At 64.0% G+C, this 23,244-nt stretch carries 22 protein-coding genes; 9 read left to right on the forward strand and 13 right to left on the reverse strand.

Annotated elements, in window-relative coordinates; genetic code table 11:
- The first annotated feature begins 246 nt into the window (after positions 1-246).
- Entirely contained in the window at positions 247-738 is a 492-nt protein-coding gene (locus tag VGH98_12425) for a carboxypeptidase-like regulatory domain-containing protein (GenBank protein HEY2376774.1), read from the forward strand.
- Positions 739-775: 37 nt separating this feature from the next.
- Here VGH98_12425 and VGH98_12430 read toward each other — a convergent pair whose 3' ends face one another.
- The gene (locus tag VGH98_12430) at positions 776-1,309 is read right to left on the reverse strand and encodes a DinB family protein (protein ID HEY2376775.1); all 534 of its coding nucleotides are present in this window, start codon (positions 1,307-1,309) and stop codon (positions 776-778) included.
- Between the two features lie 211 nt (positions 1,310-1,520).
- Between VGH98_12430 and VGH98_12435 the strand changes: the two genes are divergently transcribed.
- Entirely contained in the window at positions 1,521-2,489 is a 969-nt protein-coding gene (locus VGH98_12435; protein ID HEY2376776.1) for a LysR family transcriptional regulator, read from the forward strand.
- Positions 2,490-2,506: 17 nt separating this feature from the next.
- On the opposite strand, the gene VGH98_12440 is transcribed toward VGH98_12435, so the two are convergent.
- The 4 genes from VGH98_12440 to VGH98_12455 form a co-directional block, all read right to left on the reverse strand.
- Entirely contained in the window at positions 2,507-5,167 is a 2,661-nt protein-coding gene (locus VGH98_12440) for an ABC transporter permease (protein HEY2376777.1), read from the reverse strand.
- A gap of 1 nt (position 5,168) precedes the next feature.
- The gene (locus tag VGH98_12445) at positions 5,169-5,510 is read right to left on the reverse strand and encodes a PadR family transcriptional regulator (protein HEY2376778.1); all 342 of its coding nucleotides are present in this window, start codon (positions 5,508-5,510) and stop codon (positions 5,169-5,171) included.
- Positions 5,511-5,623: 113 nt separating this feature from the next.
- Positions 5,624-5,926: a hypothetical protein gene (locus VGH98_12450; GenBank protein ID HEY2376779.1), complete on the reverse strand. Its 303-nt coding sequence runs from the start codon at positions 5,924-5,926 to the stop codon at positions 5,624-5,626.
- A gap of 94 nt (positions 5,927-6,020) precedes the next feature.
- Positions 6,021-6,377 carry an SET domain-containing protein-lysine N-methyltransferase gene (locus VGH98_12455; protein HEY2376780.1) on the reverse strand — a complete coding sequence of 119 codons (357 nt, stop codon included), beginning with the start codon at positions 6,375-6,377 and terminating at the stop codon, positions 6,021-6,023.
- 121 nt (positions 6,378-6,498) lie between these two features.
- On the opposite strand from VGH98_12455, the gene VGH98_12460 reads away from it, so the two are divergent.
- Both VGH98_12460 and VGH98_12465 read left to right on the forward strand, forming a co-directional pair.
- A complete protein-coding gene (locus tag VGH98_12460; protein ID HEY2376781.1) occupies positions 6,499-9,228 on the forward strand; it encodes an alkaline phosphatase family protein in 2,730 nt (909 codons plus the stop codon).
- 117 nt (positions 9,229-9,345) lie between these two features.
- Complete coding sequence (locus VGH98_12465; protein ID HEY2376782.1) at positions 9,346-10,065, forward strand: hypothetical protein; 720 nt, start codon at positions 9,346-9,348, stop codon at positions 10,063-10,065.
- Between the two features lie 107 nt (positions 10,066-10,172).
- Here the strand turns inward: VGH98_12465 and VGH98_12470 are convergent, their stop codons facing one another.
- Positions 10,173-12,140 carry a CocE/NonD family hydrolase gene (locus tag VGH98_12470; GenBank protein HEY2376783.1) on the reverse strand — a complete coding sequence of 656 codons (1,968 nt, stop codon included), beginning with the start codon at positions 12,138-12,140 and terminating at the stop codon, positions 10,173-10,175.
- 58 nt (positions 12,141-12,198) lie between these two features.
- Here VGH98_12470 and VGH98_12475 point away from each other — a divergent pair, with 58 nt between their 5' ends.
- The 4 genes from VGH98_12475 to VGH98_12490 all read left to right on the forward strand — a co-directional run bounded on the left by VGH98_12475 (position 12,199) and on the right by VGH98_12490 (position 14,595).
- Complete coding sequence (locus VGH98_12475; GenBank protein ID HEY2376784.1) at positions 12,199-12,477, forward strand: hypothetical protein; 279 nt, start codon at positions 12,199-12,201, stop codon at positions 12,475-12,477.
- Between the two features lie 124 nt (positions 12,478-12,601).
- Positions 12,602-12,832 carry a hypothetical protein gene (locus VGH98_12480; GenBank protein ID HEY2376785.1) on the forward strand — a complete coding sequence of 77 codons (231 nt, stop codon included), beginning with the start codon at positions 12,602-12,604 and terminating at the stop codon, positions 12,830-12,832.
- 4 nt (positions 12,833-12,836) lie between these two features.
- A complete protein-coding gene (locus VGH98_12485) occupies positions 12,837-13,016 on the forward strand; it encodes a hypothetical protein (protein HEY2376786.1) in 180 nt (59 codons plus the stop codon).
- Between the two features lie 262 nt (positions 13,017-13,278).
- Entirely contained in the window at positions 13,279-14,595 is a 1,317-nt protein-coding gene (locus VGH98_12490) for a C40 family peptidase (protein ID HEY2376787.1), read from the forward strand.
- A gap of 75 nt (positions 14,596-14,670) precedes the next feature.
- Here VGH98_12490 and VGH98_12495 read toward each other — a convergent pair whose 3' ends face one another.
- The 6 genes from VGH98_12495 to VGH98_12520 all read right to left on the reverse strand — a co-directional run bounded on the left by VGH98_12495 (position 14,671) and on the right by VGH98_12520 (position 21,804).
- The gene (locus VGH98_12495; GenBank protein ID HEY2376788.1) at positions 14,671-16,254 is read right to left on the reverse strand and encodes a Type 1 glutamine amidotransferase-like domain-containing protein; all 1,584 of its coding nucleotides are present in this window, start codon (positions 16,252-16,254) and stop codon (positions 14,671-14,673) included.
- A complete protein-coding gene (locus tag VGH98_12500) occupies positions 16,251-17,981 on the reverse strand; it encodes a M1 family metallopeptidase (protein HEY2376789.1) in 1,731 nt (576 codons plus the stop codon). The genes VGH98_12495 and VGH98_12500 overlap by 4 nt, the downstream gene beginning before the upstream one ends.
- A gap of 19 nt (positions 17,982-18,000) precedes the next feature.
- Complete coding sequence (locus tag VGH98_12505; GenBank protein HEY2376790.1) at positions 18,001-19,218, reverse strand: aminotransferase class V-fold PLP-dependent enzyme; 1,218 nt, start codon at positions 19,216-19,218, stop codon at positions 18,001-18,003.
- Positions 19,219-19,283: 65 nt separating this feature from the next.
- Complete coding sequence (locus tag VGH98_12510) at positions 19,284-19,778, reverse strand: hypothetical protein (GenBank protein HEY2376791.1); 495 nt, start codon at positions 19,776-19,778, stop codon at positions 19,284-19,286.
- Positions 19,775-20,230, reverse strand: coding sequence for an SMC-Scp complex subunit ScpB (locus VGH98_12515; protein HEY2376792.1), 456 nt, complete (start codon positions 20,228-20,230; stop codon positions 19,775-19,777). The genes VGH98_12510 and VGH98_12515 overlap by 4 nt, the downstream gene beginning before the upstream one ends.
- Positions 20,206-21,804, reverse strand: coding sequence for a M20/M25/M40 family metallo-hydrolase (locus VGH98_12520; GenBank protein HEY2376793.1), 1,599 nt, complete (start codon positions 21,802-21,804; stop codon positions 20,206-20,208). The genes VGH98_12515 and VGH98_12520 overlap by 25 nt, the downstream gene beginning before the upstream one ends.
- 118 nt (positions 21,805-21,922) lie before the next feature.
- On the opposite strand from VGH98_12520, the gene VGH98_12525 reads away from it, so the two are divergent.
- Positions 21,923-22,702, forward strand: coding sequence for a VTT domain-containing protein (locus VGH98_12525; protein ID HEY2376794.1), 780 nt, complete (start codon positions 21,923-21,925; stop codon positions 22,700-22,702).
- An 11-nt stretch (positions 22,703-22,713) separates the two neighbouring features.
- On the opposite strand, the gene VGH98_12530 is transcribed toward VGH98_12525, so the two are convergent.
- Positions 22,714-23,238 (reverse strand): DinB family protein, encoded by a 525-nt coding sequence (locus tag VGH98_12530; protein HEY2376795.1) that lies wholly within the window; start codon positions 23,236-23,238, stop codon positions 22,714-22,716.
- Between the last annotated feature and the right edge of the window lie 6 nt (positions 23,239-23,244).

Here is a 23,244-nt window from a genome sequence, read left to right on the forward strand (position 1 = left end):
ACACGAAACACGCGGGACAAAGGGGACAGAAAGGCCCTGTCGTTCTACCCACGCATCCGGTTGCGGCGTCACATCCACTTCGCGGCAGGTTTGCAACGGGGATCGAGTCAGACCGACGGCGCCACGTCTCCCATCCTCTTCTGCCGAACGGTGACGCCAGAAGGTTCGTCACAGGTATCACCTTCGAGAGCGGCTCCAGTGCGAGCTCTCGACGGTGTTCCGACACGACGATCATACGGAGGCTTCATGCGCTTCAGACTTCTCTCAGCGACTTGCGCCGTGGTTATGCTCGCCGGCTGCAGCGGTTCCTTCGATCCCGCGCCGTCCACCGACTTGGGTAGTGGCGGCTCGACCAGCGGGAACGACACGACGATCACGACCGGACCTCAGACGCCCTCGCAATTGCCGCCGGTCGTCTCGAGCTTCAACCTGTCCGGCACCGTGTTTGGAATGGATGGGGGCACCGACACGACTCGCCAAACGCCGTTGCCCAACGTGAGCGTCAAGCTCGTCAAGACGATGTCGGTGCAGGGCGACACGCTCGTCCCGAGCGTCACTGTCGCCGCGGCAATCACCGACGCGCAGGGCACCTATCGAGTGGAGAATCTCTCGCCCGCCTACTACCGGATCGAGTTCGGCGCACCGGTCGGCTCGCCATTCATGGACGGCTCGTCGGCGATCGGCCCAGCGCGTGAGACCGAGATCAAGATGAGCGTCGCGCTCCCTCGCAAGCCCTAACGAGCGGAGTGCATCTCGTGACGGCGCGCCGACGCCGTCACGAGGACAACGGGCGTACGACCCGCAAGTAGGCCGCCCACGGTCCTACCGCGTCCCGGTACTGCGCGGCCATGACGCGTACGATCTGCGAGAGATGCGTCAAGTCGTGCGCAACCCAGGTCGCCAGATGCTCCGCTAGCGTGACGCGGCCGAATTCCGGATGTCGTCCTTCTCGCGCCAGGTCCTTTGCTGTCAGCTCGAGCGCGGCGAGCGTATCGAGACTCACGCGTCGCGAATCCGCGAAGTCCTCGAGGAGCGTGTCGATCGGCAGTTCGCGACGCTCGGCAAAGCCAGCGGTGCGATCGAACGGCGGAAAGGGACTGTCGGCGCCGAACGCCAGAATGTGCCGCGCGCGCGGAATCCAGTCCGTCTGCTCGCCATTCGTGAGGTGCACGAGGATTTCCCGAATCGTCCATGTGTCCGGGCCCTCACTCCCACGCATCCACTCGTGATGCAGCCCACTTAGGAGCTCGCGCAGCACGGCCGGCGTGCGGGCAAGTACTGGGACGGCGGAATCCAGATCGAAGTTCATGTTTTTCTCCGTGAACCGCGGTGACCGCGTGAACAGCGGCGACCGTCGTAAGCGCAGTTTGGGCCTTTTACGCACTTCGCGGAATTCATGAACGAAATCCATACATTTGCGTACCCGAATGCATTGGACTCACACGTCGCCGCTCCACAGATTGAGAAACGCGGCCTTTTCATGAAGCGGCCGCAATGGTCCGACACTGCGAGCGACCCCAATGCGCCTCGAGATCCGCGACTTCCGCCTCGTTGTCGCCATCACGGAGCTCGGCACGCTCACCCGCGCCGGGCATCAACTGAACCTCACGCAGTCCGCGCTCAGTCACCAACTGGCCGACCTCGAGCGTCGACTCGGCGCCTCGCTCTTCGAGCGCTCTGGCCGCCGCATGATTCCGAATCGGCTCGGAGCGCGTTTGGCCAGTCATGGCAAAGAGCTGTTGCAACGGCTCGGCGATGTCGAACGCGACGTCTTCGACGCCGCCGCGCGCCGAGAGGCCGTACTCCGCATCGCCACCGAATGCTACACGTGCTATCACTGGCTGCCGCCGGTGTTGCACGAGTTTCGCCAGCAGCACCCGGCCGTCGAGGTGGAGGTCGTGCCTTCTGCCACGGCGCGGCCGCTCGCGGCACTCGTCGCCGGCAGGCTCGATCTCTCGATCGTGAGCACCGTCTCGCGTGATCGGCGCATCGCCTTCACACCGCTCTTCGAGGATGAGCTTTTGCTCATCACGTCACCCGAGCACCGATTCGCCGGCCGGAAGTCGGTGGACCCCGCGGAACTTCGCCGCGAGCGCGTATTGCTCTACTCGAAGCCCGACGAGAGTCATGTGTATCGCCGGGTACTCGCGCCGGCGGGCGTGAGTCCACGGCAAATCACGCCGATTCAGCTCACCGAAGCGATGATCGAGCTGGTGAGGTCGTCGATGGGCGTGGGCATCCTCGCGCGCTGGGCGGTGCAACGGGAGCTCGACGCTGGTGGTATCTGCGCCGCCTCCCTCGGCGCCGATGGCGTTAGGCGTCGCTGGCGCGCCGCGACGCGCGCCGCCGGCGCGACGCCGGACTACTTGGTCGCGTTCGTCGAATTCCTCCGCCGCGTCATCGCGCACCCACCGCGGACGTCACCGCAGTTCACGGTGCTTCGGTGCGCAACGCGGCAGGGCAAGGCTGCGGTCGCGGCGGGAGCGTAACGTCCCTCGTGGATGCCTCACTCCGTGCGCATCGCAATCAACGGATCCACCGACACGGCTCTCCGCATCGGGACGAGGCACGCCAGCATCGCTGTCGCGAAAAGCAACAGCGCGCCCGCCGCGAAGGAGTATGGATCGCTCCGCGGCACGCCGTAGAGCATCTTGTCGATGAACTTCGTCGCCCAGAATGCGCCGCCGAGGCCCACCGCGATGCCCATGATGGCGAGAAACGCGCCCTGCGTCAGGATTGCTCGGCCAATTGTGCGCCGCGTGGCGCCTAACGCGATGCGAATACCAATCTCCCGTGTTCGCTGCGCCACGGCGTACGCCAGGACGCCATAGAGTCCCACGGCAGCGAGCACGAGGGCGAGGATCGTGAACGCCGCGAGCAACATCATCGTAAACCGTGGCGTGGCGATGCTCTGCTGCATCGCCTCCTCGACGTTAGTGACGTTAGGCAGAGGCAGATGGCGATCGATCGCCGGGATGAGCTTGCGCACGCTGGCGATCGGGTTCGTGCCCGGTTTCGCGCGCACGAGGATGGCGGGGTGATATCGCCCCTGGAACGGCACATAGAGTAGCGGATCGCTCGCATCCAGCGTCAACCCGCTCGTAAACGCATTGCCGACGACGCCGACGATGGTCATCCAGTCGCCGCTCCCGTTGAAAACCACACGGACGCGGTGGCCGAGCGCGCTCCTGCCGGCGAAGTACTTCTTCACGAACCCCGCGTTGACCATCACCTGATTGGATTTGTCGGACGTGTCCGAAAAGGTCGTTCCTTCGATGAGGCGAATGCCCATCGCGCGGAAGTAATTCGGCTGCACGCCGTTGTAGTCCACGAACGCCGTCGTCCCCAATGGCGGCGCCGGCTCTCCGTCGATTTGAAGCGCGCCGATGAGAAAGCCCTCGGAGGCCGGTGCTTCCTCCGCCATCATCGCGCTCTCGACGCCGCCGATGCTCCGCGCTCGCACCGTGAGCTCCGCGTAGAACGCTCGCCGCGCCGCGGGCGTCGCATACGCCTTCTCCGGCAAGATGATCGTGATTCCGTACATTCCGCGCGCATCGAATCCCGCATCCATCATCTGGAGACGAACGACGCTGCGCACGAGGAGAGACGCGCCGACAAGCAGCGCCGTCGACAGCGCGATCTCGCTCACAACGAGGAGGCCGCGAAGCCGGCTCTGCCGCCGGGAATGCGAAGTGCTGAGCGCGCCCGCCTTAAGTGACTCGTGCGTCGAGTGACGCGCCGATTGCATCGCCCCAACGATTCCGAACAGGAGTCCGGTAAGTGCCGAGACGCCGATCGTCACCACTAGCGTCGTGAGATCGATGCGAGCGCCATCGAGCTCGGTAAGCGTTCCTGGTCGCAACGCGACGAGCGCCTCGAGGCCCAGCCATCCGACGAGCATTCCACCAACGCAGCCTGCCGCAGCGAGGACGAAGCTCTCCGTGAAGAGCTGCCGCACCAGCCGGCCTCTGCCCGCGCCTAACGCGGCTCGAATCGCGAGCTCGCGTTGACGCGACGCCGCGCGCGCCAGGAACAGGTGCGCGACGTTGGCGCACGCAATGAGCAGCACGAGGGCGACCGCGCCGCTGAGCAGGAGCAGAGACTCGCCGAAGCCCACCATCTGCCGCGGCGGTATCAACTTGCTGTGGAACTGCATCTTCGACTTCTCGGCGGCATCGATGCGCGTCGAGATCGAGTCCAGATCACGCTCCGCGACGGCGTACGTCATCCCTGGGCGCAGGCGTGCCATGGTTGAGTAGCCGACGTGCTCGTTATGCAGGTCGAGCGGTAGCCAGACCTCGATCGCGGAGAACGCCCGGGGCAGACGCACGCGAGAGGGCATCACGCCGATGATCGTGTACATCGAGCCGTCGAGCGTGAGCGTCTGGCCAATGATCGTGGACTCTCCGCCGTATCGCGACCGCCACATTCCCTCGCTCACCATTGCCACGTGCCCGTTCGGCAGATCGCTTTCGGTGAAGGCACGGCCGAACAATGGATGTTCACCGGCGAAACGCAGGAAACTCGGCAAGATCGACGCGGTCGTCACCGACACCGCGTCACCGCGCGGCGGCACGAGCGTCATCGATGCGGACGTATACGGCTCGATATCCTCGAGTGCACGCGACGACTCACGCCAGGCGCGGATCACGGAGGCACGCGCCGTGACCGTCACCATCATACCAGTCGTGTTGCCCTGTGTGGGCTCCTGATACAAGAACGCGACGCGATCGGCGTGTGGGTACGGCAGCGGATGGAGCAGCAAGCTACTGACGACGCTGAATACCGCGGTATTCGCGCCGATGCCTAACGCCAGTGTCAGGATCGCCACCGCCGTCCAGCCTTTCTGTCGGCCGAGCGTGCGGACGGCGAAGCTCACGTCCTGTCCAAGGGCATCGACGAGCTGGGCGCGGGTCATGCGGCGTTGCCTCCTTGTGGTGATCGTCAGGCACTCGGCACGATCGTTCGAGAGATCGCCGAGGCGTTTCACGGTCGCCGCGCGCGCCTGCGCCTCAGACATCCCCCGCTCCATGTAGTCGCGGACTCGCATCTCGATGTGAAAGCGCAGCTCGTCGTCGACGTCCGCTTCAGCGCGCGGCCCCCAGAAACGGAGATACCGGCGCCACGTCGCCGCGCGGTGTGCGTGCGGGGCGTGCTCGTCGCTCACGTCACCGGCCCGCCGGCGCCGTGCGGAGCACCTTGAAGACGGCGTCCGAGAATCGCGCCCAGGTGTCATGCGACGCCGCGAGCTGCTTCTTACCGAGCACCGTTAGGCGATAGAACTTGGCCCGACGGTTATGCTCGCTGATTCCCCACTCCGCGGCGATCAGTCCCTTCTCCTCGAGCTTGTGGAGCGCCGGGTAAAGCGACCCTTCTTCCACCTGCAAGACGTCGCTCGTGCACTGCTCGATCCAGCGGGCGATGCCGTATCCGTGCGTCGGTCCCCAGGACAAGGTCTTGAGGACCATGAGGTCGAGCGTGCCTTTCAGGAAATCGACGGAGGAATCCATGTGTTGAGCGCTGAGTGCTGGGCGCGAGCGAGCCGCAAAACGGGGCGTACCCTAGGAGTCCGAGGTATATACATCGGAGTCCTAGGGTACGCAAGTCGTCTGCGCGCTGCGCCCTAATGCGGCGTGATTGCCTTGGCGCGCGACATGTCCGCTGGATTCTGATGTCCCTTCTCGACCAACAGCTTGGTCGTGAACCGCTGCCCTTCGCTGATCCGCTCGACCTCGACCGACGTCGCGTCGACCGCCTGCTCGATCCGAGCGAGTCGCTGTGCCATCTCCTCCAATGTCGTGAGGGCACTTTCCTTCAGTACGGGCTTCCGACGATTCATCGCCGTGAGGATGATCCGCGTTATGCACCCCAGCGTCGCCATCAGGCCGGCGAAGACAAACACCTCATCGAGAATCCATCTATCCATGGTTCGCTCCGGTGTGCGCTCGACCCCTACGCCGGCCCCAGCGACCGGGTTTCTGAAAGTTGAGACGAACGAGACGATAGTCCAGACGCCGAGATCACGCCGCCGGCGTGAACCAGAGCGGGCGACGATACCGAATGCAGATCTCCTCACCCACCGCGATCGAGCGGAGCGCAACGAGGGTCACCGTCAGCTCCGCCTCATGGCAGACGACTTCGGCGTTTGGGCTTTCGGCGTGGTTGCACAACGAGATGACGCCGAGCACGATGCACGCGCGGTCCTGTCGCTCACCGAAGCGAAAATTGTAATCGCCGAGTCGGGTCTTCGAGATGCGCCCCGCGTCCTCGTCATCGTACACGATGACGGGGCAAGTGACAATCGCTGCGCCCGCGGCGATCGCTTGCGTCGCCACGATGCCGCGTCCCTTGCGCTTGAGTTGGCGAATGGCGAACACGGAGTTGACGGTTCCCGGTGATGGATTTCGCTACCGATTTGACGCCGATACGGACCCCTGGTCACGCACTCGTGACACCGGCGTGGTCGCGAGGTGGCGAGCGATCACGTAGTTTCGGCGCATGATCGCGATTCTTCTTCCTCTCGCGTTACTCCAGGCGACCCCGCAGCCGCCGGAACCTCGGCGCCAGATTCCCGACCCTGGCGTGATTGCCAGTTTGCAGAAGGTCACGCCCGCCGGTGTGCAATCCGTCTTCAACGGCCGCGTCACCGGCGTGCGCTTCGCGCCGAACTCGGGCGAGCTCTGGGTGGCCGTCGTTGGCTCGGCGTATCACCTCGCGTGGGCGGACAATCGCGTGCTGGGCCGGGGCGCATTCAACGGCCCGACCGGTGTTCAAGCCGTGACAATCGATCCGGTGAAAGGACGCGCCCTCGTGACGAGCATCGGCCACTTGCCGATCACGGCTACTGAAGCGCAGATGCCGGGTACGCTCCCGCGCCTCGAATCACGCCCGGGCGTGCAGCTGAGCTTCTTCGACGACACCGCGCGCGGCGCGAAGATCTCTCCGCGCTTCACGACAGGCGCTCTCGGAGAATACATCGTCGGCGCCCCCGCGATCGCGAGCAGGCCCAACGCGACCGGGCATCGCGTCGCCGTCGTCCCGCTCACGGTCGAAGATCGCCTAACGATTGTAGATGCCGATAACGGCGCCTCACTCGCCGCGGTTCCCCTCGGCGTCGCTCCGATTGCCTCTGCGCTCTCCGCTGACGGGTCGGTCGCGTACGTGACGAATCTCGGCGGCGACAAGCCGCGGTCTGGTGAGCGCACGGCAACGCAGTGCTGTCATCCGCGCGGGGAACCAGTACGCATCGACGCGCGCGGGATCGCGGAGCGCGGAAGCGTCATGCGCGTCGACGTGCTCGCTCACAAGGTCACGGAGTCGATCAAGGTCGGCCGGCATCCGACCGCTCTGGTCTGGGACACGCTGCGCAACCGACTCTACGTCGCCGATGGAAACGACGACGACGTGAGCGTCATCGATGTTCCGAGCAATCGCGTCATCAGCAAGTACGAGACCCCTTTCCGAGAGCGTCAGATCGGGGCGGCGCCGACTGCACTCGCGCTCACGCCCGACGGCCGCCAACTCTTCGTCGCGTTCGGCGGCCTGAATGCCGTCGCCGTGTACGACATCTCGGCCGGCGTTGCACAGGCGCGTTTTGCCGGCCTGATACCCACCGCGTGGTATCCGTCGAGTCTGGATGTCAGCCGCGACGGCCGCTACCTGGCGATCGGAGCGCTCTTCGGCGTTGGCTCCGGGGAGGGTCGGACCGGCGGCTCACCCGGCAAGAAAGGGAGATATGTATTTGCTGAACGCGGGTCCGTGAACGTCGTCGAGATTCCCACGGCGACGCAACTCGCCGCGTACACTGCGGCAGTCATCGCGAACGATCACGTTTCGCTTTCCGGCGGCCGTCCGCGTGATTCGACTCGCCTGGCCGCCACGCCGCGCGCCGTCCCCGAGTTGCCCGGCGATTCCTCCCTCATCAAGCACGTCGTCTACGTCATCAAGGAGAATCGAACGTACGATCAGATACTGGGCGATCTCGGTCGCGGCGACAGCGATAGCTCGCTCGTCATCTACGGCCGCGACGTAACGCCCAATCAGCACGCCCTCGCCGAGCAATTCGTCGTGCTCGACCGCATGTTCGCTAGCGGCGGGAACTCGGCCGACGGACACAACTGGCTGACGCAGGCCAACGAGACCGAGTACGCGATGTGGCCGCTCTATCTCGGACGGAGCTATCCGTCGGAGGGAACGGACCCCCTGGTGTACTCGTCAGGCGGATTTCTCTGGGAATCGGCACAGTCAAAGGGGAAGACCGTGAGCGTCTTTGGCGAGTACGCACCGTCGGCCTCGGACTCGATTCCAGCCGTGCGCTCGTCGCTGATGGCAGAGTATCAGGCCAATCAGCAGCGAGGCAGCGGCTACTTCCGCGATCTGTTGCGCAAGCGGTACGACACGCACTCGGACATCCCCTCGCTCGACAAAATCCTGGTGCGCGAGTATCCAGGCTGGACGCAGGAGGTGCCGGACGTCGTCAAGGCCGAGGTGATTCTCGATCATCTGCGCGAGTGGGAAAGCGAGCGCACGATGCCGGATCTCGTGATGGTGATCCTGCCGAGCGATCACACCGTCGGTACGTCGCCGGGATGGTGCGTGCCGCGCGCGTGCGTCGCCGACAACGATCTCGCGTTAGGCAAGATCGTCGACGGATTGACGCATTCGTCTTTCTGGAAGGACATGGCGATTCTCGTGATCGAGGACGACGCGCAGAACGGGGTCGATCACGTCGACGGACACCGAACGACCGCGTTCGCCATCTCCCCGTACGTCCGTCGCGGCTCGGTCGATCACACTTTCTATAATCAGCCGAGCATGGTGAAGACGATCGAGCTGATGCTGGGTCTACCGGCGTTGAGCTTGTTCGATCTCGTCGCGACCGACATGCGAGCGAGCTTCATCCGCCCAGGCGAGCAGCCTAACTACGCGCCGTTCACGGCCGTGCCGGCGAGTCAGGCGCTCGATCAGGTCAACGCGCGGGTGAGCGGTATTCGTGGCGCCGACGCCGCCGCGCGACGTGGTGCGGCGCTCGCGTCGCTGCGCATGCGCTTCGACGGTCCGGACGAGGCACCCTCGGACGCGCTCAACCGCATTCTGTGGCACGACGCGCGTGGCTGGAACGCGCCGTATCCAGCCGTGCGACAGTCGTTGTTCTTCCCGATGTCGCGCGATATCGCGGATGACGATCGCGAGGAGTCACGCGGGCAGACGGTGAAGCGCGATCGTTAGGTGGCGAGTGTGTCGTACGTCACATTGCACCGATACGCGCAGCGTGTGCGCGTTGCGGGCTTTGCCCGCGAAGTGCCGGCGACTACGTTGCTATCGTCCCAAACGGACTGATCGACAATGAGAAGACTCTCTCCGGTAGTCGCTGTTCTTGTTTTCTGCGCGGCCTTTCCGCTTGGCGCGCAGAGCATCAATGCCGTCGTTGCGTACGGCGCGCTAATCACGACGCCAGCCGGTGCGTTACCGCCCGTTCTGTCGAGCGCAATGCTGTATCGCCCGATGACGCAGCCCGACATCGCGATGCGATATGGACACATTTCTGACAACGGGACCAGCCTCAACACCTTTGACGCGAGAGTCGGCTTCCCACTCGGCACGAAGGCGATGGTGGGCGTCAACGCCGGCTATCAGGACGCAAGTTGCAGCCTCGGAAACTGTGACAGCCACTTCATTGCTGGCGCGAATGCCGAGGGTCGTCTCGCGAGTACGATGCTCGGCACCGGCACCGAGGCGGCGCAGTTGACGGTCGGCTTGAACGGCGACGCCGGATTCGGCAGGAATGCCGGCGCGACCGTGTTTGGGTTCACGGGAGGTTTGCCAATCGCTCTGGTCTCGCGCACGTCGAAGGCACTGATCGCGCCGTTTCTGACTCCGGCTTTTGGCTGGGGACGCGCGTCCGACAACGGCCTGTCTGAGAACGGCACGCGTTTCCTCCTCGGCGGCGGCGTCACCGTGCAGAGCTTGACCAGCCCAATCGGCGCGAATTTCGGATTTCAGAAAGTTTTCATCGACGGTGGCGAGACGGTGTTCGGCATATCGCTCGTGGTTGGAAGGCGGTGAGTGCTGGTGGTTGGTGATTGCTGATCGGTGATTGGTGAATTCGGAGTCCCGCGAGCGACGCTCGCGGGACATTCCTTGTCTACCAACGACCAGCTGCCAACGACCAGCTACCGATCAGCCGCCGTCGCCTTTCGCACGACCGTGAGCTTCACCGTGCTCGGATACTGCTTCGAGTGGTGAACGCTGTTGTGTGCCACGAGCCCCTGCGTTTCGTCGTAGTTCTTCCCGCCCGTGTTCATGTTCCGGTCGAAGCGCGGGAAGTTGCTGCTCGTGACCTCGATGCGAATGCGATGTCCGGTGTCGAAGTAATTGCTCGTCGTCATCGGGCCTAACGTGACCTTGTACGTCTTGCCCTGCTGCATCCACACCTGCTTGTCGTAGCCCTCGCGATAGCGCACACGCTGGATCGTCTCGTCGAGATTGTACGCGCGCCCATCAGGATAGACGTCGAGCACCTTCACGGTGAAGTCCGTATCCTTGCGATCCGACGATACGTACAGGGTCACCTCGATCGGACCGCTCACCTCCGTGCCCTCCTTGAGGGGTTCCGATGAGTAAACGAGAATATCCGGCCGCGCCTCCATTTTGCGCTGATCGAATGCGCCGCCGGTCACGGCGTTCCCGGTGCAGCACACGTTGCCGCCATACGACGGCACGGGGTTCATCGGATCATACGCGAAGCCATCCGGCTTGTCCGACGCGGGCGGCGTGGTCGTCAGGCCGCCGTCGCCGTCGAGGGTATTCGCCTTGCCGCCGCTCGACAGATAATAGGTGAGGGTCTGCGCGCCGCGCGGCGGCCACGTGTCCGACGACTGCCACTTGTTCAGGCCCATCGTGTAGTAGCGGACCCTGGGCAGCGTGTCGAGCAGGTGATTGTTCTCACCCTTGAGGAACATGTCGAACCAGCCCCAGGTGAGCGCGTCGTAGTCGAGTCGCGCGTCGCCGACGCTGCGCTCGCCGACGACGGTATTCTCCGTCGCTCGCTTGTACGAGCAGTGGAGCGTCGGCGCGATGACGGCGTACTGCTGGTTCGCAACATCGGGCCGCGCCGTTTTCCGCACGTGGTTGTACGTGGCGAGGTTCGGCCCCACCGACACGTCGTACCATGACATGAACCAGAGGCCGGGCACGTTGATGTGCATGTCGTCGTGGAACAGGCCGCCGCGATACCACGCTGAATCGTTAGGCGTGCGCTCGATCATCGCGCCGCCGGTCGCGATGCCGGGCATGCTGTCCGCAAAGATGCCGGGCGGTCCGTCGACCGCCCTGACGATGTCCTTCTCCGGCAAATGTCGTAACGCCTGCGACCAGTCCACAGGCGGCGCTTGCTGAGCGAGATCGAAGTACTTGGATTCGCGAACCAGATCGGCCTGGGATGTCCCCGGCGGGAACATCGGCCGCACCTGATTCTGTTCGCCGCTGAGCCACGCGATGAACAGCATCTGCACCGCCCCACCTCGATACCAGTTCCCTTGCTCATAGTACGGCGCTACACGTCCGACACCGGCGCCGAAGCCCTGCGGAATGATTGCGCTCAAGCCCGGCGGCGCTTGTGCGGCGACCGCCATCTGCCACTCCGCCGTCGACGAGCAACCGATCAGACCGACCTTTCCATTCGCCCATGGTTGCGACGACATCCATTTGATCGCGTCGTAGCCATCGGTGAGCGGCGGCCCGAGGATGTCGTAATTGCCCTCGGAGAAGAAGTGGCCGCGCTCGTTCATCTCGACATACGCGTAACCGCGTTTCACTGCGTCGAGCTCCGCCGTCATGTCACGCGGTGCGCCGTTGCGCACGTCCCAGTAGTTGAAGTTGTACGGCGTGCGCACGAAGACGATCGGGACCTCGCCAGTCGCATTCTTCGGCCGATAGACGTCGGCCGCCATGCGCAATCCGTCGCGCATCGGCACCATCACTTTACGATCGATGACGGCCAGTGACTCGAGCTCCTTCTCCTTGTCCCAGCGCTGTTGCACCAGCTGAGGATTGGGTTGTCCGCGACCCTGCGCGGACACGCGCGGCGCGACCGCGGCGATTGCCGCGACCAGCACGAGAAAACGAAGTCGTGGGGGCATATAGGACCACTGATCGGGGATGAGGCGCCGAACATGGCGCCGGATCGAACAGACAGCAATGACTCCTGCCGCGCTCGGATTCGCGGCCGATCGCCAGCGATTGGCGCGCGCATCGTTGTTCGCCGATCGCATAACGAGTCGGATGCAGCCGCGCGCGGAAAGATGGAGCCGTAGAGGACCCTGTCAGATCATGGGAGCGTTCATGCTCGCCTGCGTTGTTGCGGTCACTTCGACCGCAATGGTCCTTTGGTACCGGCGCCGCTTCTTCAGCTCTGTCGAGCAGCTCGCTACTCGTATAGAGGTGCAAGCCGGCACGTGCATTGCCCCGGGCGGATAGTTCGATGGCGTGGCTGGTGGTCGATGGCTGGTGGTTGGTGATGGATAGTTGGCTCGCCATCCGCACAACCACCAGCAACCACAACCACAACCAACAACCAGCAACCAGCAACCAGAGACGCGCGATGACTAAGGGAGATCAGAAAGGGCCGCAGGGCCATGGCGAAGGGCAGCACGGCGACAAGACGCATTCCCGAATTCAGGAGCAGCTCCAGGACGCGCCTCCCGACGAGTCGCTCGAGGATCGTCTCGCCCGCGAGCAGAGCGAAGGCGCGGCAAAGGGTCGGCGACGGCTCGTCGAGGATCGACAGCAGCATGATGAAGCCGAGCGAAACAGCGAGCACCCCAAATCCTGATCCCATGCCATCCGCACCGAAGAAAACGCCACCGCGAGACGATGCCGAGGAGCAGCCGGAGAGTGGTTATCGCGACGGACGCCTCAGCACGAAGCCGAGCGCCGAGCCGTCCAAGGCCGACGAGACACGTCGTAGGCAGTCGGGGAGCGAGTCGGAATTCGACAGCGGGAAACCGCCGTCGTAGGTTTTGCGTTGGAAGTCAGGGATGGTCCGGACTGAGACAATCCTTCTGAAGGATTGCTGTGTCTAACGGACAAACGCGTCGCGCCGCGTCCCGAGGCCGCGTTGTGGTGAAGGAAGCTGCGCTGAACACCGCGCACGGCCCGGCTGTCCTTTTGTCGCGGCGTGACACGTTGAGTGTCCTCGTAATGCAACGCTCGTGAACGAGCGCGCCGATGCGCTCGTGATGCCATATAGTGCGCGTCGCAACGACGAGTGAGAGAGCGATGCGAAAGATCATTCACGAAAATGATTACACGTTGGCATCCGTTCTGCGGCTCTTCATCGCCAGACTCCAGCGGTTGGACAAAATGACTCGGACGCGCTCACTTCTCTTGGTCGGCGCCGCCGCCTTCGCTGCCCTGCCCATACCGACACTCCTGTCGGCGCAGGGACCGATGATGTTCGAAGGCTTCGCGGCGCGAAAACAGCAAACCGTCGATCCAGTCTTCGGCGGCGCCGGATTCACCGGCTACACTGGCATTTTCGGGCTAAGACTTAGCGGTGGCATGAATCTGGGCCGCGGCGAAGGCTCGGACGAAACAGCGACTTATCAGTACACGCAGTGCAGTGCCGGCCCGTGCCAGACCAAGACGATTAGCGGCAGCTATCGGAGCGAACCCGGTCTGCACCTCAACGCCTGGACAGCCGATGCCGACGTGCTCGTCGAGCCGTTCCGTCGCGTTCCCGTCATCAAGTCGCTGCTGCTCGGCTTCTCGCCATACGGATTCTTCGGCGTCGGCGGGTACGGCTTCCGTCCCAACGGTGGGGCTGACACTTCGATCGCGACCCTCAACTACGGTGTTGGCGCACACCACAACCTGCTCGGTTGGCTCGGCGTTGGCGTCGAAGCGCGCTATCGCCGGCCGTTCCACAGCGATTCGGCGCTCACGTTCGGTACGCCGCGCAACTGGGAATACCGCCTTGGCCTAACGGCGAGCTTTGGCGGCGGCCAGCCATTCCACCGTACGTTCCGACCGGAACCGCCGCGCCCCGTCGTCGAACGCATCTACATCGCACCCGAAGCGCCGCCGCGGCGCTACATCGTCGAGTCGAAGTCGCTGGATTCGCGGTTTGCGTCGCGCATTCTCTCGACCGCCGATGAATACGTCGGAACGAAGTTCCGCAGCGGCGGCACGAGCCCGCACAGTGGATTCGACGGCGCCGGCTTCGTGAATTGGGTGTACTGGCGCGAAGGCGTGCGTCTGCCGCGGACGGCGCGTCGGATGGCCGAACTTGGCGATCCGGTGTCGACGCGAGCTGGAGCGCTACGTCCAGGTGACCTGCTGTTCTTCGCCAATGACGGATACAACATCAACCACGTAGGCATTTACGTGGGCGGCGATCGCTTCGTTCACTCGTCGTCGACGGGAAATGGCGTCCGCTACGATGTGCTCGGCGATGGTGATCGCGGCCGCTGGTTCGCCGGGCATCTCGTGCAAGCACGACGCATCACCGGGAACGAGCGCTTCTCCGACTCGTATTACGACGACGATCCCAGCGCGCCGGATCGTGCACCGCGCGCGAATCGCTGGCCCTGGTAAGAGGAGGGGCTAGGGGCGAGGGGAATGGGGGCTAGGGTTTCCACACTCTAGCCCTATTCTCTGGCCCTTAGCCCCTCATTTCGTCAGGCGGCCAGTAATCGCGTCGGCTGCGGCTCGGGCGTCGAAGCCGTTGCTGTTCGTGAGGATGATGACCACCGCCTTGCGATCGGGAATGCGCACGAACGCATTGCGATGACCATTGGTCGTGCCGTACTCCGTAAAACGATTCACGCCATGATAGCTCTCCGCATTCCAGCCGGCGCCGCGTAGCGAAGGCTGCTGCCTAACGTCGGTCGAGCCGTCCGTCGCCGCGGTGCTGTCGACGCCGAATTCGCGATTGTGCTCGAGTGCCAACTCCCACCGATAGAGCTCGTCGACATTCGATTCCATCGGACCGTCGGGCGACACGACGGTCTTGTGCGCCCCGATCGGCGTGAAGATCCGGCGGGTCACGAGCTGATTGTACGGCGTCCCGCCCTGCTTCGATACGAGCTCGGCGAGCTGCTTTCCGCTATCGGCCCACGGGGCTTCCGCCTCGAGATACTCTCGTAAGGTCACCGAGCTGGTCGGCGTCATCGTCTGCTCGAGCGAGAACTTGCCGTCGCGAGCAAGAAGGAGCGCGGCCGTCGCGCCGAATCCGGCGGAGAGTCCACCGAGCGCGAAGTTCGGCACCGTCGTCGTCGGCATGTACTTGGCTTGTGGCGGAATGCCGTACGATCGGTCGACGAGCACCCTGCCGTTCTGGGCGACGAGGACCGTGGCGGCAGTTCCGCTGCCGATGCTCGAGAATACCGAATCGATAAAGGCGCTGCTGAATGGCGCCTCTTCGCTGGCGCGGTGCAGCACGTGCCGGTCGCCGAGGTCGTAGCGATCGCCGGGAAATAGCGTCAGGAACGGCTTGCCAGCGTCCTTAGGGTCACGGCCGCCATACACGAATGCCTTGTTGCGCCCGATGATTTCCGCGGTATCGCCGCGGACGAGCCAAGCCGTACCCTCGTCCTCGGAGATGCCAAGGAGCTCAGAATGCTTGGGCATGAGCGAATCGGCGAGATCGGCGAGTCGCTCACGCGCGACGACGTGCTGATCGATGGCGACGCCGCGCAGAAAGCCGAAGCCCTGCTCATAGCCGGGCGCCATGATGATCGTGTTGCCTTCACGCGCACCGCGGAGCAGATAGCTGGCGAGAATCGACGCGCCAGCCGACGAACCGCCGACCACGCCACCACGCGCGAGCACATCGTGGAACGCCTTCTCGGTTTTCGTGCCGGCGTACGAGTCGACGAGATGCCACTGCCGGCCGCCCTCGAACCAAACGCCTCCCGCGTGAGCAATGACCGCCGCGAAGCTGTCCGTGTCGGCGAGCCTCTTGTCGACGGTGTGCAGGACGACGACGTGCTTGGCGCCAGCCGCCTTGAGCGAGCGAGTGCCCTGCCAGTCGGGAGGATACACGCTGTCGCCACCGGCGGTGGGCACGTCGATGATGAGTGCATCTGGGCCACCGGCAAGCTCGATGAACTTGCCGAGGACTTCGGGCCCTAACGAGCCACCGCCGACGACGAGCACGGAGCCATGTGCGGGGCCAACTCTCGGGGCCTGGGCGGATGCGCAGAGCGCGAACGCCAAGGGCAGGCATGCGCCAAAAATGCGAACGCACTTCATTGATCGTTGGACAGAAGGTTGGTGTGATCGCGGAGCTTCTTGATTTGCCAAGAATCGAGAAAACTTATGTCGGGAATCGCCCGCTCGAGCGCGCGCGTCATCACGTAGAAATCTTCGTCGACCACCAGCGTTCCCTCGCGTCTCGCGCCAGCCACTCGCGTGGTGCGCCAGATCTCCGTCGGACGAAGCCACTGCCTAACGCCACCGATGGCCACGCGCACCGGCATCGCGAAACCGGGGACGACATTCGTCCAGCGATAGCGGACGATCGAATCGGCGACGACGTACTCGAGCGTTGGGATCTGCGTCGTCATGAGATACTGCGCGAACACGGGATTGAAATCGATGCCGGCACGCCGGTTGATGTATGCCCGCACCTCGGCCCCGGTGACCGTCCGATGGTAGAACGTGCTGTTGAGGCCCCGTAGTATATCGCGCCACTTCGCGTCATCGTTGACGATCTGTCGCATCATGTGCAGCATGCTGCCGGTCTTGTAGTACATGTCGCTCGAGCCTTCCTGCTCGACGCCAAACGGCGCCACGATCGGGCGATCATTTCTGATATTCCGGCGGCTGCCGATGATGTACTTCGCGCCAGCCTCCTTCCCCGACTGGCACTCCGTGTAGAGACCCTCGGCGTAGTTGGTAAAGCCCTCCTGCACCCACATGTCCGCGGGATCCTGCGCGGTGATGTTGTTACCAAACCACTCGTGGCCGCTCTCATGGACGATGATGAAGTCCCACTTCAGTCCAAGCCCCGTCGCGGAGAGATCGCGACCCGCGTAGCCGTTCTTGTAATGATTGCCGTAGGCGATGGCGCTCTGATGCTCCATCCCGAGATGCGGCGTCTCGACAAGCTTGTAGCCATCCTGATACCACGGATATGGGCCGAACCAGTGCTCGAAACAGGAGAGCATCGGCTTCACCTGCTCGAACTGCTTCCGCGCCGTGTCCGCGTGATACGCGAGCGGCCAGAAATCGAGCGTGAGTCTCCCCTTCTCTCCCTGAAATGTGTCGGTGAGGTGTTCGTACACGCCGGCATTTACGGCAACGTCATAATTGTTGATCGGATTCACGACGAACCATTCGTAGGTTGTGGTGCCATCGGCATTCTTCGTCGTACTCCTCAGGCGGCCGTTCGAGACGTCGACGATCGAACTTGGCACTGTGATCGCGATGCGCTGGCTGTCGGGCTCATCGGCCCGGAAATCCTTATTCGGCCACCAGACGCTCGCCCCGATGCCTTCATTCGCCGTCGCGATCCACGGCCGGCCAAGGCTGTCATGCGTCCAGACGAAGCCGCCGTCCCAGGGCGCGCGCCGGGCAACGCGCGGCTTGCCGTGATAGTACACGCTAATCGTATCGTGAAAGCCGACGCGAGGCACTTCCGGCATCGTCACGAAGACCGCATCGCCGTCCCGACGATAGGACAGCGAACGACCGCGCCGGATGATGCTGTCCACGTACAGCGGCAGCCGGAGGTCGACCTGCATTTCGCTGCCAGGGGCGAGCACGCGATAAACGATCGCGTTGTATCCGCGAATGCTGCTATCCGCCGGATCGACGCGCACGTGGAGATCGTAGAAGGCGGCGTCCCACCACGCGCGGTCCGCCCCATTACTCCCACGCAGCGAATCGGCGTGCGTGAATCCGGTCGAATCCTGCGCGAGGCCGACGCAGAATGGCAACAACACGGCTGCGGCCGCCAGTCGTTTGAGATGACGCATGCGCGAAAACTAATTACGCTCAGCGGCGCGATCCTATGATCTCGCGCACGTGTCCGACGACGGAGGCGATCTCCTCTTCGGTATTGTAATAGTGGGGCGAGATCCGGAGTGCGGACGTGGTCCCTTTTCTGGCGAAGTCGATCAACCCGTACCAGCGGAGGCTGGCCGTCGTGTTGATCCCGCGACCCGCCAGTTCACCGACGAGATCGTCCGCATCCCAGTCGCGCACGTCGATTGTCACGATCGCACACCGATCCCGGCCGCGGTCGAGGACTCGAACGTCCTCGATGGTGGCCAGTTCGCTCCGCAGGGTTGCCGCGAGGGCGGCAGCACGCCGGCCAGCGGTTCCGACACCGACGCCGCGTGCATAACGAGCAGCAGCACCGAGGCCGAGGACGAGCGCCCGCGGAAACTCCCAGTCCTCGAAGCGCTGAGCACCGTCGACGAGCTCGTATCGATCGACATCGACCCATTTGGCGCCGCGCATGTCGACGAACAACGGATGATCGCCGCGTGCGAGTGCTCCGTCCGAGACGTACATGAAACCGATGCCGCGCGGTCCGCGCAGGAATTTTCGCGCGGTAACGGAGAGATAGTCGCAACGAATCGCCGCGACGTCGATCTCCAATTGGCCGATCGCCTGACATGCATCGACCAGATAGGGTACCCCAGCCTCTTCGCATACGGCGCCCACCGCAGCGACATCCTGCACGAGCCCGGAGTTGGTCGGTATCCAGGAGACGTGCACGAGGCGCACGCGCTCCCGACGCAGCATCTCGCGCACCGCAGCGGCGTCGATGCCGCCTTCGGGCAGGTCGGGCGCGTGCCGGATCTCGATGCCCAGCCGCTCCACGAGCGACAGGAAGGTGATCTGGTACGAGACGTAGTCACAGTTGCTCGTGAGGATCACATCGCCGCGGCGGAAATCGAAGGCACTCATCGATTGAACGAAGCCTGCAGTGGCGTTCGCGACGATTGCCATGTTGCGCGCGGGCGCGCGAACGAGCGCTCCGATCTCCTCGTACACTTCGGCGCTGGCATCCTCACGAGCCTCCTCGGCTTCGTACCCGCCGATTTCGCTCTCGAGGCGGATGTGGTCATCGATGGCCCGGATCACCGGCGTCGGCATGAGAGCCGCGCCAGCATTGTTGAGATGATTGCGGTGCGCACAACCCGGCGTGTCGGTGCGCCAACGTGTGAGCTCCGCGCTCGCGACTGCAAGATGGGAAATCGCCATCGGCAAAAACTCTCCTCAACGCGCGGGACAACTGCGCGAAACTGGTGCTGAAGACCTAACGGCTGCTACGGACGGTGGGAGAGGCGCGCAAGCTCCTCGAGCTGTGTCCGGAGGGGAGTCTCGTTCCCGACGGCAAGCGCGTGAAGCGCCTCCTCGAAGACGAGTCGCTTCACTTTCCCAGTCTTGCACACGATCAACGCGACCGGAGGCCGCACGAGCTTGTAGTCCGGACCCCATTCCAGATACACACGCCACTCGAGCGGCAGCGCGCGACGCCCCGGATACGGATCGGGGAAGCCGTCGAGAACGAGCGTCCGCTCCGTCGCCGAGGGAAGCCAGGACTCGCGGAGCACTCTCGTCCACGTCGGTCCTTCGAGGCGAACAATTACGTGCGGCCGGTCGCCCCAGGAGCGACGCACCTCGAGTGTCAACAGGCGCCGGCGCCACCACAAGTATGCCCACACGGGGAACGACACCACCGCGAGCGGGGCGAGGAGCACAACGCCGAGCGCGTCGCGCGAGAGACGTATCCACAGCGGATCCTTCCGCGTAGGGGTCACGATCGAAACAATGGTTCGAGCACCTCCACGGCGCGCGCGACTACCGCGGCTTGATCGGTGTCGAGCCGGTTGAGCAAATCCTCGAGCGCAGCCAGGCGATTCGCGCGCGCGACGTCGAGCGTCTTCCGTCCGGCCGCGGTCGCGCGCAACAGTACGACGCGATTATCCGTCTGCAGAACACTCTTCTCAACGAGACCGGCGCGCACGAGCGCCTGCACGAGCCGGGTCATCGTCGGCGCGGTCACCCCTTCGGCTTTCGCGAGCTCGGTGAGACTGATCGGACCGCGATAGATGATCACCGAGAGCGCCGACAGACGCGGCGCACTCAGCCCCGACTCGTCGTCACCGCGCCGAATACGACGCAGCAGATGAATCGCAAGCGAATGCAACCGATCGGCGAGCGCGTCGCGTTCCATCTCGAGACGGCTCACGGCACCGGATGCGAGCCCCATCGTTCGCCGATTCCCGTCAGCAAGGCGGCGTACGTCTCGATCCCATCCCACAGGTTTTGAACTCTCAGATTCTCGTTCGCGGCGTGCTGATTGTCATCGTAGTTCGCGATGGGCAGTGAGACCATCGGTGCGTGTAGCACTTGCTCGAACAGGTATGCAGGCCCGCTGCCCCCAGAGGTCGGAAGGGCGAGCAATGGCTGGGGCGCGCCGTCGTTCAGCGTGGCGAGGACCGCGCGCCCGAACGGACCGTCGAGTGGCGCCCGCTGTGGCGGGTAACCGCTCTCCCACTCCAGGCGCGCGATCTTTGGATGCGCCAGCCGCAGGCCGAGTGTCGCGCTGTCGTGAATGACGAAGTACCCTTGACGCCGAATGTGATCTTCGACGAGTCGCTGCACGCGCTCTGGTGTCTGGTTAGGCACGAGTCGCAGATCGAACGAGGCGTACGCCTCGGTTGCGATCGTATTCGAGCCAGTCTCACGCACGCCGCCCACGCGGATCCCACGCACGTTGAGCGCCGGCAGCATCGTGCGCTCGGCGAGATTCGCATTGTTCGCCTCGGTGCGGGCAAGTCCGAGCACGTGTCGAAGTGTGTCGTCATATGATGGAAGCGCGGCGATCGCCTTTCGTTCCGCCGGCGTGATGGGACGCACGTCGTCGTAGTACCCCGCGATCTTGATGTGCCCGTCGTCGTCGCGCATGCTCGCGATCAAGTTCGCGATGAGCGCACCGGGATTCGGTGCCCAATTGCCATAGTGGCCGCTGTGCAGCGCGTGGGTCGGTCCGTACACGGTGAGCTCGAGACCGGTGACGCCGCGCTGGCCGAACACGAGCTCCGCGCGACCGCTCGGATGCACGGGGCCGTCACAGAAAAGCCAGGCGTCACCGCTGAGAGTCGGCGCGTAGGTCTCGAGGATTTGACGAAGGTGTCCCGAGCCGGCCTCCTCTTCACCCTCGAAAAAGAGTTTCACATTTACTGATTGCTCGAGGTGTTGCGCCCGCATCGCGTCGAAAGCCGTCAGCATCGCGATGATCGACGCTTTGTCGTCACCCGCAGAGCGCGCGTAGAGACGCGACTCCGGATCGACACGCGTCCCGGACGCTGGCGATGGGAAAGGAATCTCCTTTCCACCATCGTTGAGCGGCCGGTCGCGTAGCACCGGCGACCACGGTGGCGCGGCCCACTGCTTTGGATCGAGAGGTTGACCATCGTAGTGCGCGTACAGCACGAGCGTGCGCGTCGCTCCAGGTGACGGCAGCTCGCCGAACACCGCTGGCGGCCCGCCGGGCACCGTGAGAAGCCGCGTGTTGCGAAAGCCGCGCGTGTTCAACATGCGAATCAACAAGTCGGCGTTGCGGCGAATATTGACAGAGTCACTCGCCAGATTTGGAATGGCGAGCAGCGTTGCGAACTCGCCCAGAATGGCCGACTCGTTATGCTCACGGTAGGCCCGAGCCGCGGCGCGCACGTTCGCGCCGCTCGGGGCACTCTGAGCGACGGCATGGCCCGGCCAGGCCATGATTCCGATGGCGAAAGCCTGGAGCTGCCATTGCGAGAAGCAGAGTCTCGAGCGCATGAATAGCGTGATGGATTGGTGTGGAGCGCGACGAGCACGCTCTTTCTTGCGCGAAGATAAGGCACCGTCGGCGGTGGCGCATGGCTTGCTCGTGTATTCACCACCAACTTCGCATCCAGTGTCTCGCACGAAGCAATCGGCGGCCCCAAAAACGGAAAGCGCGCGCAGCCCTTCTCACGACGGTAAGGAGCAGGGCGAGACTCGTGAGCCCGCAAAGCCGTCGGACTGGATACGTGCGGGCCTGCCGATCGCCGCGCTCGCGGTGTTCATCATCATCGCCTGGCGCCACGGGTATTTCGATCTCAAGAACCCGCAGAAGCTGGGCGCGGCCGCCGAGAGCGTGCAGGACATTCCGTGGCTGGGCCCGATCTTCGTATCCGTGTATGCCGGTCTGGCGATGCTTGCCGCGCCGGTCTCGCCGCTCGCGTATGGCGCCGGCGCTGTATTTGGCGTTATCCGTGGTACGTTATTCGTTTGGATTGCGTCGCTCATCGGCGCCAGCGCGGGATACTATCTCGCACGATCGGCCTGGTCCGGCGTCGCACGACGCCTCCTCGGCCGCTTCCACGGTAAGCTCCGGGACCTACGCCACGGCAGCGTCTTCCTCACGACTCTGCGCATGCAGCTCCTCCCGATCATGCCGTTCGGGATCTTCAATTACGGAGCGGGCGTTGGGCACCTGCCCTTTCTGCCGTTCATCTGCGGCACGGCGGTGGGCATCCTGCCAGGGACGGTCGCCGCCGTGTATGTCGGCGAGCGCGTGATGGCGGGCATCACGGGGAGCGATCGGCGCGCATTCGTCGTCGCCGGGCTCGTCGTCGCGGCGATGTTCGCGCTGTCATTCGCGCCGTCGCTCATCAAGAGGCTGCGCGGCGCGAACGACGACGAAAACGATTAGCGAACGCTAATTTACATCTCCTTCTTCTTCGCAGTTGGCGGGAGCAGGTTGTTGAGACGAAGGTAGATCGCGGACTGACTGTAGTGGTCTGCCCAATCCCCCGTCGTCAGCGTCATGATCGCGGCTCGGGTCCAGGGCTTGCCACCGAAGAAGGGGATCTGCTCGTTGAGCTTGGAGTCGTCGAGCGAAGCGAGCGACTGATCACAGAACTGGAATGTCTCCTTGAGCCGAGCGAGGAGCGCATCCTTTCCCGCGGTCGCGTCGATCTTCGTGCGAGTTGGCGCCTTGGTGCCGCTGATCGCGCCGCAGAGGTAATCGTTGCCCTGCGCGAGATGCACGACGACATCGGCGAAGCTCATCTGGGCCGGTGTCGGCTTGAAGGAGTATTTGTCCGCCGGCATCTCCTCGGCGGCAGCGATAAGGTTCTTGCCTACGTTCTGGGCGTTCTGCTTGAACGCCTCGGCGACAGGCGCCGTTTGCGCGGCGGCGACGCATGGAAGCACTGAGACTGCGAGGGCGGTCAAAACTCGGCGCATGGTCGG

The sequence above is a fragment of the Gemmatimonadaceae bacterium genome (assembly GCA_036496605.1).
In the GTDB taxonomy this organism is placed as follows: Bacteria; Gemmatimonadota; Gemmatimonadetes; order Gemmatimonadales; family Gemmatimonadaceae; genus AG2.